The organism is Gordonia sp. NPDC003424 (assembly GCF_053588655.1).
Window position 1 is genome coordinate 59,698 of the sequence record NZ_JBSFQJ010000018.1, and the last position, 14,894, is coordinate 74,591.

At 66.9% G+C, this 14,894-nt stretch carries 13 protein-coding genes; 10 read left to right on the forward strand and 3 right to left on the reverse strand.

Annotation, left to right across the window (positions count from 1 at the left end; translation table 11 throughout):
- The first annotated feature begins 62 nt into the window (after positions 1 to 62).
- Positions 63 to 326, forward strand: coding sequence for a hypothetical protein (locus tag ACWDTI_RS21665; protein ID WP_449740189.1), 264 nt, complete (start codon positions 63 to 65; stop codon positions 324 to 326).
- Here ACWDTI_RS21665 and ACWDTI_RS21670 read toward each other — a convergent pair.
- From ACWDTI_RS21670 to ACWDTI_RS21680, 3 genes are read right to left on the reverse strand one after another with little or no spacing between them, the layout of a single operon-like run.
- Positions 242 to 1,348, reverse strand: a complete 1,107-nt coding sequence (locus ACWDTI_RS21670; RefSeq protein ID WP_449740190.1) for an acyltransferase family protein — start codon at positions 1,346 to 1,348, stop codon at positions 242 to 244. The genes ACWDTI_RS21665 and ACWDTI_RS21670 overlap by 85 nt on opposite strands.
- Positions 1,345 to 2,142, reverse strand: coding sequence for a glycoside hydrolase family 16 protein (locus tag ACWDTI_RS21675; protein ID WP_449740191.1), 798 nt, complete (start codon positions 2,140 to 2,142; stop codon positions 1,345 to 1,347). The genes ACWDTI_RS21670 and ACWDTI_RS21675 overlap by 4 nt, the downstream gene beginning before the upstream one ends.
- Entirely contained in the window at positions 2,142 to 3,221 is a 1,080-nt protein-coding gene (locus tag ACWDTI_RS21680; RefSeq protein ID WP_449740192.1) for a glycosyltransferase family 2 protein, read from the reverse strand. The genes ACWDTI_RS21675 and ACWDTI_RS21680 overlap by 1 nt, the downstream gene beginning before the upstream one ends.
- Before the next feature lie 302 nt (positions 3,222 to 3,523).
- Between ACWDTI_RS21680 and ACWDTI_RS21685 the strand changes: the two genes are divergently transcribed.
- From ACWDTI_RS21685 to ACWDTI_RS21725, 9 genes are all read left to right on the forward strand, one after another.
- Positions 3,524 to 4,324 carry a glycosyltransferase family 2 protein gene (locus ACWDTI_RS21685; RefSeq protein WP_449740193.1) on the forward strand — a complete coding sequence of 267 codons (801 nt, stop codon included), beginning with the start codon at positions 3,524 to 3,526 and terminating at the stop codon, positions 4,322 to 4,324.
- Positions 4,325 to 4,352: 28 nt separating this feature from the next.
- The gene (locus ACWDTI_RS21690) at positions 4,353 to 5,579 is read left to right on the forward strand and encodes a glycosyltransferase family 4 protein (RefSeq protein WP_449740194.1); all 1,227 of its coding nucleotides are present in this window, start codon (positions 4,353 to 4,355) and stop codon (positions 5,577 to 5,579) included.
- A complete protein-coding gene (locus ACWDTI_RS21695) occupies positions 5,576 to 6,919 on the forward strand; it encodes a hypothetical protein (RefSeq protein WP_449740195.1) in 1,344 nt (447 codons plus the stop codon). The genes ACWDTI_RS21690 and ACWDTI_RS21695 overlap by 4 nt, the downstream gene beginning before the upstream one ends.
- Positions 6,916 to 8,301: a polysaccharide pyruvyl transferase family protein gene (locus tag ACWDTI_RS21700; RefSeq protein ID WP_449740196.1), complete on the forward strand. Its 1,386-nt coding sequence runs from the start codon at positions 6,916 to 6,918 to the stop codon at positions 8,299 to 8,301. Before ACWDTI_RS21695 ends, ACWDTI_RS21700 begins: the two co-directional genes overlap by 4 nt.
- 28 nt (positions 8,302 to 8,329) lie before the next feature.
- The gene (locus ACWDTI_RS21705; RefSeq protein ID WP_449740197.1) at positions 8,330 to 9,664 is read left to right on the forward strand and encodes a glycosyltransferase family 2 protein; all 1,335 of its coding nucleotides are present in this window, start codon (positions 8,330 to 8,332) and stop codon (positions 9,662 to 9,664) included.
- A 155-nt stretch (positions 9,665 to 9,819) separates the two neighbouring features.
- On the forward strand, positions 9,820 to 11,802 hold the full coding sequence (locus tag ACWDTI_RS21710) for a hypothetical protein (RefSeq protein ID WP_449740198.1): 1,983 nt from the start codon (positions 9,820 to 9,822) through the stop codon (positions 11,800 to 11,802).
- Positions 11,796 to 13,103, forward strand: coding sequence for a hypothetical protein (locus tag ACWDTI_RS21715; RefSeq protein ID WP_449740199.1), 1,308 nt, complete (start codon positions 11,796 to 11,798; stop codon positions 13,101 to 13,103). The genes ACWDTI_RS21710 and ACWDTI_RS21715 overlap by 7 nt, the downstream gene beginning before the upstream one ends.
- Positions 13,100 to 14,023 carry a glycoside hydrolase family 16 protein gene (locus ACWDTI_RS21720; protein WP_449740200.1) on the forward strand — a complete coding sequence of 308 codons (924 nt, stop codon included), beginning with the start codon at positions 13,100 to 13,102 and terminating at the stop codon, positions 14,021 to 14,023. Before ACWDTI_RS21715 ends, ACWDTI_RS21720 begins: the two co-directional genes overlap by 4 nt.
- On the forward strand, positions 14,020 to 14,811 hold the full coding sequence (locus ACWDTI_RS21725; RefSeq protein ID WP_449740201.1) for an alpha/beta hydrolase: 792 nt from the start codon (positions 14,020 to 14,022) through the stop codon (positions 14,809 to 14,811). Before ACWDTI_RS21720 ends, ACWDTI_RS21725 begins: the two co-directional genes overlap by 4 nt.
- Positions 14,812 to 14,894: the final 83 nt, after the last annotated feature.

Sequence of the window (14,894 nt, forward strand, 5' to 3'; positions counted from 1 at the left end):
GGCCGACTTAGGTGGCACTAATCTCTCATCGGCGCCACAGGTATGCCCCGATACTGGGGCGCATGCGCTCGATCGATGCGTTCCACGCTCTGCTGATTCTCAACCTGCTGTTCGCAACCGCGGGTTGGGTTCTGGCGCGGCCGAGTCGGCCCGCGGCGGCGGTGCTGGTGGCGGTGGGGCTGGCGTGGATCGTCTGGAACGGGCCGCTCGAGGGGGCCACGCTCATCGCGTTCGACGCCCGTCACGGGGTTACGGAATCCGATCTGCTGTCGGTGGTGGCGTTCGGGATTGCGGGCTGGGCGCTGTGGCGGGTGCGCAAGCGCTGAGGCGTCCGCGCCAGCGGTGGCGCCTCGTACAGGTAGCGCACCACCGGCCTCGACCGGACGAGGAGCCACAGCATCAGTGACGCGCACACCGCGGTCACCATGACCAGGATCGGGAGCACGGGGCGCAGCGCGTCGAGGGCCGCGGTGTCGGCCAGCGGCAGCAGCAGTCCGGTGATCGCGCCGATGATGATGACGTGCGCCACGTAGATCGGCAGGGTCTGGCGTCCGATCCATTGCGCTGGCCGGGCGAGCCGATCGACGCGGTCGATCGAGCGCGCGATCAGCAATCCCGCGACCAGAGCGGAAACGGCCAGCAGGAACATGATCCCCGGCACCTTCTGGAGGCCGAAAGATGCTGCTGCCGAATATCCTCCGGCGAAGACGAGGACGGCGACCACTGTCGAACGCAGCCCCCGCCGCTGCACCGAAGGAATGATCGTCGACCGGAAATGGCAGGCGACGACGAAGAAGACGAAGTACTGGAACATGCCGTCGTAGCTGATGTTTCCGATGTCGGCGCCCGCGAAGAACGGGAGCGAGACGGCGGTGGCGGCGGCGACCTGGACCCATACCGGGACCCGCAGAACGTCGAGAAGCTTTGTCCCGATGAAGAAGACGACCAGCGCATGCAAGAACCAGAGTCCGGTCTGTGGCCACAACGGAGCGATCACCAAACGCTTGACCGCAGTTTCGTCAAGGGGCAGAGGTGAATCCACGATGGTGAAGAACCCGAACCGCACGACGCTCCACAGCAGGAACGCCCACACCAGTAACGCCAGCCGACTGCTCCACATCGACACCCAGGGGCGCCGGATCACCGACAGCGCGAACAACCCGGAGGCAAAGAAGAACAACGGCATTCGGAAGACCCGGAAGACCTCGTTGATGTCGAGCCAGACGTCGTCGGCCAGATCGGCTGCGGTCAGGAACAGTCCGGCATGATAGAGCGCGACCAACACGATCGCCATGCCCTTGGCGATGTCCACCCATCGCGTGCGCGTCGGAGCGGATGGCATGGTCATGGCGTGTAGCGGACCCAGTCGACGAGCATCCGCGCCGGGAACTCCGTACTCCTCGAGACCGGCCCGGGCCACCGTCCTCCGACAGCGAGATCGAGCAACACGTACATCGGTTTGTCGAAGACCCACAGTTCGCCGGCGGCAAGGGTGGCGGCGGTGAACACGCTGACCATCCGACCGTCGATCGACATGCTGATCAGTCCGGGCGCGCGGAACACCGAATACGTGTGGAATCCGTCTCCGGGATTGCCGCCGGGAAAGGCGCCGGCCCGGGTCTGCTGCCAGTGCGTGGCGGTGACCGTCGGGCCGTGCAGCGCGGTGTGCCAGGAACTGCCCTCGTTGATGAACTCGACGACGTCGATCTCGCCCGATGCGGGGTAGCCGACGGTCCCGATGTCATCGCCCAACAGCCAGAACGCCGGATGTAGCCCACCGCCGCGTGGCATTTTGATCCGTGCCGACAGCGTGCCGTAGGTGAACGAGAACTTGCCCTGGGTGGTCAGCCGCGCCGACGTGATGCCGCCCTGCTCCTTGCGCGCCTCGATGACGAGATGCCCTTCGCCATCGAGACGGGAGTTCGCGGTGCTCGACGTGTAGACCTGGCGTTCGTCGTTGCCCCACCCTCCCCCGCCGACATCGTGGGTCCAGATGGACCTGTCGGGTCGGGCTCCGGCCGGCCCCGCGAATTCGTCGGAGCCCCCGCCGGCCGCGTGGGCGGGACCAGATGAGGGCCCACCGATCACCAGACCGGCCACCGCGAGGATGACCACTGCCGCAGTGCGTAGTGCGCGTGTCATCAGTTGGCCACTCGTGTTGTGTCGTCGGTGGACAGCTGGTCGATGGTGCCGGCGATCGGATCACCGACACGCTGCGGGACGGACGTACCAGAAATCCGCGCACGTGCATATCCAAACGTCGTGACCAGTGCGCCGCTGACGATCATCGCTGTCTGCGCGGCCAGCGTGGCTCGTGAGTGTGCCCCGTCGGCGACCGGCCTCTCGCCGTCGGGTCCCACGACGAGCTCCCCTATCCGGGCCGCGATACCGCGTGGGAGAATCCTTGTGACGTAGGCACGTTCGCTGGCCAGTCCATCGGAGCCGCCGACGAGGCCGGACACCGCCGCCTTCGAGATACCTTCCGCGTAGCAGCGCCGCCAGAAGTAGCGGGGCTCGACCCGCTCGTCGGTGACACGATGAGACACCACCATGTCCGGATCGAAGATCATTATTGCATCGGTTCGTTGTCGGCTGATGGAGATGCACAACTCGGTCTCCTCGCAGCCGAGGGGGATGGTGCCTACTCGGCCGAGGCCGGTGTGAAATCCACCAGCGACGAGGATGTCGTTGCGGCGCAGGGACATATTGGCGCCGATGAAGTTCCGGACCGGCGCGACGCGCGACGGCTGCCCGGGATGGCTGCATCCGACGACCCAGTCGAACTCCTCGGGAAACCAGCCCGGTCGCCGGCCCTCCGGCCATCGCGGCCGCGCGTAGCCACCGACCCCGCGCACCGCCGGGCGGTCGTAGCGGACCACCATCCGGGTCAGCCACGCCGGGTCGGCCATCGCATCGTCGTCGAGGAATGCGACCACCGCGGTGCGAGCCGCCACGACACCGGTGTTGCGTGCACCGGACAGGCCGCGCGGGCCGGTGTTGGCGATCACGCGCACCGGCACGGCCGGATCGATTCGGCGGACGAATGCCCTGATGTCATGGGCGAGCGGATCGTTGTGGTCGGTGACCACGATGAGTTCCGATGGCAATGACTGTTGCCGAACAACCGATTTCATTGCCGCGCAGATGTCGTTCCACCGCTGATAGGTGTAGACGCAGATGACGACGGTGACGTCGTCGGATTGTATGGCCCCCGATTCCATGGGGTTGAGTATGAGCCCAACCGACACCCAAACCCATGGATCAGGGGCCATTGAGTGAGGGCAATCACATCATCGCGGAGATGAGACGAGCCGATCTCTTCCTCAGGCATGACCAGCACATCCGTTGTCGACCAGCACTTTTCATACTCCGCACCGCCAACCTGACACATCTCGTTCAAACGGAGTTAACCGCAGCCAGAATCCCCCTGTTGCGGTCCACCGCCAGAGGGTCCACGATGGTCGCACCGGGGCGCTGACGCTCCGGACCACCTCACCAGCATTCATTTTCGGGGGAAATGAGAATGCGGATACAACATCCTGATGTCACCGTGGTGATACCCACGCGGAACGAGGCTCGCAACCTCCCGCACGTCGCGCGTCGCATGCCCGACGGGATCGCCGAAATCATCGTCGTGGACGGACATTCCACCGACGACACAATCGACACGGCGCGGACGCTCTGGCCCGACGCGCGGATCATCACTCAGACCCGCAAGGGCAAGGGCAATGCGTTGGCATGCGGATTCGCCGCAGCGAGCGGTCAGATCATCGTGATGATCGACGCCGACGGCTCGACAGACGCTGCCGAGATACCGATGTTCGTCCAATCGCTCTGTGATGGAGCAGATTTCGCAAAGGGATCGCGCTTCACCTACCGGGGTGGCAGCTCGGACATCACCCGGTTGCGACGCCTGGGCAACCTCGGCCTCAACACCATCGTCAACCGGATGTACGCGTCGTCGTTCACCGACCTCTGCTACGGCTACAACGCGTTCTGGCGACACTGCCTGCCAACCATTGCGCTGCCGGATCCGGCACTGCCCGAACCACAATGGGGCGACGGATTCGAAGTGGAAACCCTGATGAACATCCGGGTCGCCCGCGCCGGACTCCGGATCACCGAGGTCGCCAGCTACGAACGCGACCGCATCCACGGCGAGAGCAACCTCAACGCGGTGACCGACGGAATCCGTGTTTTACGAACGATTTTCGATGAGCGTTCGGTCCAGTCGACCTCGGTCAGCGCCCACACACCGGTGGCAGCGGCGTTCCCCGAGCGCTTCGGAGTACCCGTCACCGACCTCACCGCACAAGCAGGCTGACACTCACCCATCGTTCGAAAGGCACATCGTGGACTACTCATCCACGACGCCGCCGGCATCGCAACTCGCCACGCTGCGGGTTCTGGTCCTCGACCAGGGCCCTGGGCTGTGGGGCGCGCAGCAGTACCTCCTGCGGCTGCGACCGTTGTTGACCGACCACGGCGTCGACCTCACCCTCGCCTGCCCACCCGAGCTCGAGCAGTACGAGCACTGGCGGACACAGGGTTTCCCGATCTTACCGCTTGCTCTTCCGGTAGCCCGGTCCATCCGGGCCGGTGATCGGGTCAGTCCGCGACGACTCGGCGCCGAACTGCGCCGGTCGATGTCCGTCCCTCGCCTGATCGTCGAGACAGCGCGACGAGGCGACTTCGATGTGATCCTGGCGAACTCGCACTGGACACATCTCGATGCCGCGATTGCGGGCCGGATCGGTTCGGTGCCCGCCGTGCTCACGTTGCACGAAACGACCATCCCGGGACTGGGCCGACGACTGCGTGACACCGCGATCCGGCTCGCCGACCACACCATCGCGGTCAGCGAGTCGGTGGCGGCCACGGTGGGACGCCGGGCCAGTCGTCGGGTGACCGTCATTCCCAATGGTGTCGACACAACGAGATTCGCGCCCGCGGGTCCCGCACGACGCCGAGCACTCCGAGCCGAACTGGGGTTGGACGAGAATCACGGCGTGGTCCTGGCCGCGACCCGCCTGGATCCCAGTAAACACATCGAGGACCTGATCACGCTGGCCGCCGACCTGGACGAGCGCTCGACCGTGCTGGTCGCGGGAACGAACAGCGCCTATCCCGACTACGAACGTACCGTCCACGCCGACGCCGCCCGGCTTCCCACCGGTCGCCTCCGATTTCTCGGCGCACGCACCGATATCGACCAACTCCTCGGTGCGGCCGATGTCTTCGTGCACACCGGCCTCGTCGAGGGTATGCCACTCGGCGTCGTCGAAGCCCAATCGGCCGGCGTTCCGGTGGTGGCCTACGAAGCGGCCGGGGTGCGGGAGGCGTTGCGCGACCGCCGCTCCGGATACGTCGTCGACCCGAGGGATGTCTCCGGGCTGCTCGCCGCCACCCGCCGTCTACTCGACTCGGACAGGCAGCGGCGCGAGTTCGGTGCGGCCGCCCGCGATCACGCGCTGGCACACCATCAACTGGCCGATCAGGCGGCCGCCACCGCGCGACTGTTGCGTGCCGTCGTCTGTGCCGGCAAACGCCCCACGGCCACACCCGCTGGAGCGCTGTGACGGCTCTCGATCCGAACCTCACTCCCGCCGAAGCGGTTGCCGAGTCGCACACCAGGCTCCGCGACCGGCTGCGCGGCATCGTATCCGGCTCGGTGGCCATCGACTCGGTGTCGTTGATCGCGACCTCGGCGCTCACCGCGGTCACCGGTATCGTGTTCTGGACCGTGGTGGCGCGGCTGATCCCGCCGCATGAGCTCGGGGTGCAGACGGCGCTGCTGTCGTTGATGATCACCGCGGGCACGGTCGCCGCGTCCGGTCCCGGCAATGCCCTGACCGCCATGGTCCCGGCACTGCGTATCCCGGCCCGGCGCCGTCTGATTCGCCAGGCCGCGCTCGCCGTCCTCGTCGTGTCCGCGATAGGCGGTATCTCGGTCGGCGTCGTCGGCGCAGTCACCATCGACGGACCGCCGCCGGCCATGTCACTCGTCCTCGTTGCCGCCGGGTCGATCATCATGGCGTTCTTCGCGCTGAAGGACACCGTGCTGACAGCGCTTTCGGCGGCACGACACCTGCCGCTGCTGAACATGGCGGCGGCGATCGTCAAGATCGCCCTGGTCCCGCTGCTGCTGTCCCTCACGCTGGGACAGAGCGCCGTGATCGCCACCCTCGGCGCGTCCGTCCTGACAGTCGGCGTGGCCGTGCTGATGATCCGCCGATCGTTGGACCGCGAGGTCCCCGACGAACGATTCGTCCGCGAACACAACGGGCGTGCGCTCGTCAGTTTCGCGCTGCGCGACGGGTCGGCGAGCCTGATCTCGATGGGTCCGCTCCTCGGCGCGCCGTTCCTGACGACATGGCTGGCCGGGCCGGTGGAGGGCGCGATGCTGGCCCTGATGCTCCCGATCTCTCAGGGGCTCGACTTCGTGTCGATCGGCACTGCGACCGCACTCACCAAACACCTTCCGACCGCAGCAGATTCGGCCCGCATCGTGACCCGCATCTGGTGTGTCACCCAGGCCGCGGTGGTCATGATCGGCACGATCGTGCTGTTCATTCTCTCCCCCTTGTTGTTTCGCTTCTTCGGCGAAAGCTACGATCATCGCGCGCTGTGGGTGACCCTCGCACTGCTGTGCCTGGGATCCATCAGCCGGGTTGCCTTTGTCACCTGGGCGGCCGTGCTACGCGCGACGCTCGCCACCCACACGTTGCTGGTCACCAACCTGACCATGAGCGTCGTCGTTCTGCCGGTCCTTGTCGTCTTCACGATGCAGTGGGGCGCCGAGGGCGCGGCCGGCGGCCTGGCCGTCGGGTCGGCACTGCTCGGGGCCGTCGGCGCGCGACAATTGATCGCCGGCCGCCGCGCATCGTCGGTACGGTCCACGAACGAGGTAACTCGTTGAACATCAACACTTCCGACCGGTCCGGCGATCCTCGGCCACATGTCGTCCTGGTCAACGCTTGGCATGACGACAACAAGGGCGACTCGGCCATCACCTCGGGCGTGATCCGCCTCGTCGAACATGTGTATCCCGGCAGTCGGGTGACCGTCGTCGGTCTCACGGAGGGGGAATCGTCGACGGCGAGCGCGATGCGCCATGTGCGCCGCGCACACCCTCATGTGCGGACGCTGCCCATCCCGGTGCCCACCGAGTTGCGCGGACGGGCCCGGTCGTCACCTGCAGTGGATGTGCCGATCTGGCTGAGCCGCCTGATGATTCCCGCCCTCACCGCCGGTCGAGGACGCCCGCATCGGGGCTACGCCCGGGTCCTCGGTGACGCCGACCTGGTCGTCGCGGTCGGCGGGTCCAACCTGTACACCGACACCTCGGTGCACCCGCTCGTCAGCATGGCGCGCCTGTTCACCCTGTCCGTGCCCGTCCACACCGCCGGGTTGTTGTCGATTCCGACTGTGTTGCTGGGTCATACGCTGGGGCCGTTCCCCGACACCCGGCCCGTGACCGCGGGGATGGCGCGCCGAATGCTGCGTGGTGCCGGGGCCACCGTCGTGCGCGATGAACGGTCACTGGACACCGCGCGCTCGCTCGGACTCGCCGACGCGGAACTCGCACCGGACCTGGCGTACGCGCTGAAACCAGTGTCATCCGTGAGAGTCACCCGAATCATCTCCGCGCTCTCCCATCCCATCGGTCGGACCGTGGTGATCGCGATGCGCCACCACCCGTCGCTCGGCGACGACGCCGACGCACGAGTGTGCGTGGAACTACTCCGAGCCGTGCGGGAATTGCGCTCGCGCGGACTCGTCGACCATGTCCTGGTGGTCGCCCATACCCTGGGTCCCACCGAAATCGAAGACGATCGGCCGGTGTCCCGTCGGCTGGCCCAGATGCTGACCGACGCAACGATTCCCACGACCTACGTCGACGCCGACCTGTCACCCGACGAACTCGCCGGCCTGTACGGTCGCGCGACGGCGATGATCGCCGTGCGACTGCACGCCGCGGTGCTGGCACTTCTCTCGGGCACACCCACATTCGCCATCGCCTACTTCTCCACCAAGTCGGCGGGGGTGATGCGGGCGGCCGGACTCGCCGACTGTGTCGCGGAATTCGCCGACGTGACCGCACACGACATCGTCGCAGGCCTGGCACCGCGCATCGCCGATCCCGACTGTCGCCGACGACTGGCCCGCACCAGCCGCGCCCACCTCGATCACCTGACCTCCCGCTCGATCGACTGGCTCCGAGGCGCCGGACATGCTGCGGGCCTGGAACATCCGAAGACAGAAGAACACCCGAACACCGCAGACAGGGGCTCGAGATGACATCACCTACCACCGTCGGAGTCACCCCGTGATCGTCGAGGTACTGCACCCGGTGCTGCCGTCGGACACTCCCGGCGATGCCACCGCGTCACGATGGGTCGGCGAGATCCAGATCCATGACCAGTTCGCGGATCTGGTGTCGCTCAAAGGTGGTGACGGATACCAGCGTGCCCGGCTCCTGGTCCGGGACGGGACAACTGTGCGCGGGTTCATCGACGTCGGCGTGGACGGCGCAACGATTCTCGGGCGGGAAGTGACCCGCGAGGCCGCTCGGCTGCCCGAGCGTCCGGCGGCCGAAGCGCCGCCCGGCGACACCGACGTCCGTCCCGCCGTGTCGGTGATCCTGTGCACCCGCGACCGAACCGAAGCGATCAAACGCGTTGTCACCTCGATTCTGGCGCTGGACCATCCGGACTTCGAACTCATCATCGTCGACAATGCGGCATCCTCGTTGGACACCTGGCGCTATGTCGAAGCACTGGAACACCCCAGACTGCGGATGGTGCACGCATCCGTGCCGGGGCTGGCCGCGGCACGCAACCGGGGGCTCGAAGCCGCTCGATACGAGATCGTCGCGTTCACCGATGACGACGTGGTGGTCGACCGCCACTGGCTGGCCTGCCTCACCCGACCCTTCACCGACCCGGCCGTCGGATGCGTCACCGGACTTGTTCCGGCGGCCGAACTGCGGACGGCGGCACAGGTTGTCTTCGAAAGCCGGGTGGGCTGGACGTCTTCCGTTCGTCGGCGGTCATATCGGTTGTCCGACAGGAGTAGTCATGCGGGTTTGTTTCCGTTCAAGGTTGCCGACTACGGCACCGGCGCGAATTTCGCGGTACGACGGTCCGTCGCGTTCGCGCTGGGTGGCTTCGACGAGGCACTCGGCGCGGGCTCACCCACGTGCGGCGGCGAGGACATCGACTGGTTTGTCCGGACCCTGGTTGCGGGCCACACCCTGGTGTTCGAGCCCGACGCCATCACGTGGCATCAGCATCGCGAGGACGACGTCTCGCTGCTCTCGCAGGCCAGAGGCTACGGACTGGGGCTCGGAGCCTGGATGACCAAGGTCATCACGGACCGTCACCTTGCCCCATTGGCGTTGACACGCTTACGCTTTGCCGTCACGCACCTCGCGAGGTCGGTGCGCGACCGCTCCGCGGGCGCGGCGCCGACATCTGCGACCGCATCGGCGGCGCGGGCCGGTGCCGGGCGCGCCGAGATCATCGGACTGCTGTCCGGTCCGCGCGCGCTGCTGACCGCGCGCGCTCAGGGGCGCAAAGCCGCACCGTTCAAACGGTTTCCGTTCGATGGTCCGCACCTGTCGGTCCATACCGCCGAGGGGGACGTACCATCGCTACCCTGATCGAACCCGCAACCTCGGCGGCCACCGACCGGTTCGCCATCCGTCAGCCCGAGCGACCTGTCGGGCCGCTGCTGGCCGCGGTCAGTGGCGCCCTCGCCGTCGTCGGCATGATCCCGGCATTGCCCGCGGGTGTTCGTGTCCTCCTGGTGGCGCCGATGTTACTGGTCGGCCTCGGCCTCGCCACGACGTGGCCGTTGCGCATTGGCCGCGACATGCGGTGGGGGCTCTACCCATCGATCGGCCTCGCCGCGCCGATCGCCATGGCAACATGCCTGCTGTGGCTGGAGAGCTACTCCTGGACCGGGGTCACGGCGACACTCGCGGCGGTGTGTATCGGATCGGGCAGCATCGGCCTGTCGTCGCGGCGTGAGTCCGGATCGGTGCGGGACACTGTTCGGTACAGTGCCTTTCGCATTCGCCGCGGGCTACGTGCCGCGGATACCGGGCGTTCGCGACTGCTCGTGGTGCCGCTGCTCCTCGGCCTGACCGCCCTGCTGACGTTGCGCCACACCGACGTCGGCCTGTTCGGGTTGCTGTTCACCCCCGGCGGCGTGGTGTTGGCGATCGCGCTGGTGATCACCGTGGTGATCTTCATGTCGTGCATCGTCGCCGGTGACACCGGCGGTGCGGCCATGTCCATCGCGGTGACCATTGTGCTCATCCGGCTGCCGGTGTCGCTGCTGACCCAGGTGCCGATCTACGCGTGGACCTACAAGCACATCGGGCTGGTCGACTTCGTCGCGAAGACGGGCACACTACCGCCCTCGTATGTGGACATCTACAGCCGCTGGCCGGGATTCTTCGCCGGCGCAGCATGGTTCAGCGAGACCACCGGCGTCGATCCCGTCGATGTCGCGCACTGGTTCGCGCCCGTGATGCATGTGTTGTTCGCCGCGGCGATCTGGAGTCTGTCGCGGGCGCTCGACTTGTCCGCGCGAGCCGCGGTGATCGCCGTGATGTGCGCGGAACTCGTCAACTGGGTCGGGCAGGACTACTACTCGCCGCAAGCGGTGGCGCTACTCCTGGGGATCACCGTCATCGCGTTGTTCGCCGGATCACGCCGGGACACCACCGCGGCCTATTTCGCGATCCCGTTGGTGGGGGTCTTGTCCTTCACACATCAGCTGACCCCGGTCTGGGTGCTGGCCTGCTGTGGCCTGCTGACGGTGATCAACCGGGTACGGCCGGTGTGGTTGATCGTCGTGTGCGGGGTGGTGTGGCTCGGGTACTTTCTGCCCCGGATGTCGTCGGTGATGAAGTACGGACTGTTCACCGGTTCGAATCCACTCGCCAACGCCAAGACGAATATCGGCTCGGCGACGGGTGATTCGCTGGCCCGGTCGGTCACCGAGGCAATCGATCGCGGAGTGGCGTTCTCGGTCTGGTTGTCGGCGGTTGCCGCGTTCGTCTACCTGTGGCGCCGCCGCAAACACGACTGGGCGCTACCCATCGTGGCCTTCTCCCCGGTGTTGTTGCTCGGCGGCCAGAGCTACGGTGGCGAGGCCATCTTCCGAGTCTTCCTCTACTCGCTCATCGGCTGCTCGATCCTGGTCGGTGCCGCGCTCGCCGAGCTGCTTCCCGACTCGTCGAATCCACGATGCACCCTTCGTTTTCCACGGCTCCGGCAGACCTCGGCCACCATCGCGGTGGGCGCGGTCGCGCTCGGCGCACTGCACGGCTACTACAGCGGTTGGGCGTACAACGTGATCACCAAATCGCAAGTGGCGCTGAGCCGTCAGATGCTCGCCGACGCGGAGCCATCGACGGTTATCGTGCGGATGGCGCCGGCCGGCTGGCCGGAGCGCCCCAGTGCCGACTACGTCCGCCTGGCCGAGGCCAACCCGGGCTACGACCGACCCCTGGTGTTCCTGAAGAACTCGTTGTCCCGCGGCTTCCCGACCGACGAGGACGTCGACTTCCTCAACAACCTCGGGCGGTTCGCCGGCAGCGGGTTCTATCTGGTTCTCCCACGCCAGATGTCGGTGTACTCCGACTACTTCGGCTACTTCCGGCAGGGCGCCATCGACACCCTGATCCGGCGTCTGGATCGCGAACCGAACTGGCAACGCACCCACGACGACACCGACACCATCATCTTCCGGTACCACCATCAGCCCACAGAGCGAGAACCATGGTGAACACACGAACTCTGCACCGTCGTGCGGCGGCCACCACTCCGACCCTGGTCGACCGGGCCGCCGGGGAGTCACGCGTCGTGGTGTCCCTGGGACCACTCGCGACGCTCGACCGCGACGCCCTCGCCGACGAACTCGTCCGGCTCGCCTCGATCTCTCCGCGTAATCGCCTCGGGCTGTGGCGAAATCGAGCCTCCCGGGCCGCACCCTGGATCTATGATCCGGAACGGCTTGCCCCCGAGGTAAGCGACTGGGCGACAAGCTTTCCCGGTACCGACCATCTCGACATCCGCGACAAGCTGACGCTGGTGCGTCGATCCACGGTGACTCCCGACGGGCTACGCGTCTATGTGACCGGCGACTACCTCATCACCGACCTTTCCCACGGCGTGTTCGGTGGGGGCATGGTGGTGCGACTCTGGTTGTACCTGAGTGTGTGTCTGTCCCGCCCCACCCCCGCATGGACCGCGGCCCCCGACCACCGGCCGCGTCTCGGGTGGATGTTGTTGCGGCACCTCGCTGCCCGACCACGGGCGATCGGCGAGCTGGCCGCCGCGGGACGCCGCCGAACGAGCGAATCCGCCGTCTCGCGGTCGGTCGGCGCGCCGTCGAGCGGAGCATCCCTGCCGGCGACGGTCTCGGGATATCTCGATCCGAATCGTCTCGCCGCCCTACAGGCCTGGCGCGACGAGCATGCCGTAGGTTGCTCGGTGGCCGTGCTGCTCATGGCGGTGCTGACACGGGCCTTCGACATCGTCGGCATCACCCTGTCGCCGGCCGTTCACGTGGTCGTGGACACCAGCCGATACGATCCCCGTCTGGCGGGCTACCTGGGCAATGTCGCAGTGGGACTGAACCTTCCGTTCACCGCCCCATATGACCCGCGATCGCTCGATCAGGAACTCCGCCGCGCCATGGACTCCGGCCGCCCTCTCGCGGCGATGCTGGCCATCTCGGCCGGCGAACTCGCGACCCGACGGCGAACCAGAATCGTCTCCCCGGAACCGGAATCAATGTCCACCACGCTCTCGTTCAGCCATCTGATGGGCCTCGACGCGATGCCCGACGGCAACTGGATCGGCGGCTTCGACGCCCACCGGTTCATCGCGTTCAGCGACCCGGTCGGTGCGCGGGGCATCGCCGTGCTGACACCGAAGATGCGGGATCGGTACGACATCGCGGCGTCTTTCGACGAACGCTTCCACGATGCCGCAACCGTGCAGCGGGCGCTGGATCTGGCCACCGCGGATCCCGTCGCGTTGCTCACCGACCACGCCGCACTCGACGTCGGAGGCGCGTCATGACCACCGCATGGATCCGTCATCCGTTGTCCGCCATACGCCGATACCTGGGCAACCTGCTCGCGTCCCCGAACGGGGATGTGGCGGCCCCGGGGTGGCTGGTACTCGGCGCATGCGCCGTCACGGCGGTGCTCGTGGCCGTCGGTGTCACCGCGGCGGCGAACGGGCAGTCGCAGTCCAACGACTTCATCCGGCTACAGACGGACATGGGGATCGTGGCCTCCGACGATTTCACCGGTCCCGCCGGAACGCTGCCGAGCCGCCGGATGTGGAACATCCGCACCGGGGCGGGTGGCTGGGGCAATGGGGAGCAACAGACCTATACCGTTTCGCCGGAGAATGTTTCGCTCGACGGAGACGGACATCTGCGCATCACGGCCCGCCGCGACGGTGGACGGATCACCTCCGCCCGGGTCGACACCCTCGGTAAGCTCGACACCGCCAACGGTTTGGTCGCGATACGGGCGAAAATGCCTGAGGGCCAGGGTGTTCACCCGGCGGTGTGGATGCTGGGCTCGAGTCTCGAAGTAGTGGGGTATCCGGAGTCCGGGGAGATCGACCTGTTCGAGCAGGCGAACACGCGGTCCAACAACTCGGTGGGAGCCATCGGCCCACAGACCGACCTGTCGACGAAAGCGCCGTGGAAGGTGCAACGCCAGGTGAGCCCTTCGGAGGCAGGATCGGCCGACGGCTATCACGTCTACTGGGCATACCGCGAACCCGGCCTCGTTCAACTCGGCGTCGACGGACAGACGGTCATGCGCATCACGCCCAAAGACCTCCCACCGCAATCGGTATGGGTGATGGACGATCCGTTCTTCCTGGTGCTCAACGTGGCGGTCGGCGGTCAATGGCCCGGGCCGGTCGGTCCCGGCGCGCTACCGGCGGAGATGAGTGTCGACTGGGTGAGGATGTACGGATGAGACAGGTAGGTGCGCGAATCATGCTGTGCCTGCTGGTATTGTCCGCGATACTCGGTTCGGCCGGCTGTAGCCGGCCGGCGCCGGTCGAGGATGTCGGCGCCGGGATCGTGACCGACGACCTCGGCGCGGGCATGCGCGCGTACCGGCAGGAGAACAGCACCCCCGTGGGCATCGTCGTCTGGTTCCACGGAATGGATTCCGACGGCACCGAATTCGGGCACAACCCGAAGCATCGACACTTTGCAGAGCCGTTTCTGCGTGACGGATGGGTCGTCGCCTCGGCGTCGGCCGGTGGGAATTCTTTCGGCAATGACGACGCGATCGCCGACTATCGGCGACTCATCACCGCCGCGGAACACAAGTACCGGACCCGACGGTTGCTGTTCGTCGGCGAGTCGATGGGCACCGTCGGCGCGTTACTCCTCTACGCAGAACAAGAATTCGCGCACATCGATGGGCTGGTGGGCGTCTCTCCGCTCACCGGGATCCCGCCGACGCTCCGCGGCGTCGACTTCATCGCCGGCGCCTGGGGAGGTACCGTACCGGCGCGCGCCGATCCGCTCTCGGCACCGGCGTCGGTGTACGACGGTCGACGGTTCCTGCTCTTCTACTCGACAGGCGACACCGTGGTGCCGTCGGGCGCCGGCGCCCGTGCGTTCGCGATCCGGTTCGGGAAGAGGGCCGACGTGTCGTTGATGCTGTGCCGGGGAGGACACGTCGACGGCAGCTGCTACGGCGGCGACGCGGCACTCGCGTTCGCCGACCAAGCCACGCAACCCGCCCGTTGAGCAGCGACCCCAACCCGCCCGTTGAGCAGCGACGAGCGAGCGCAGCGAGTCCGACGCGTGTCGAAACGCCCCACCCGCCCGTT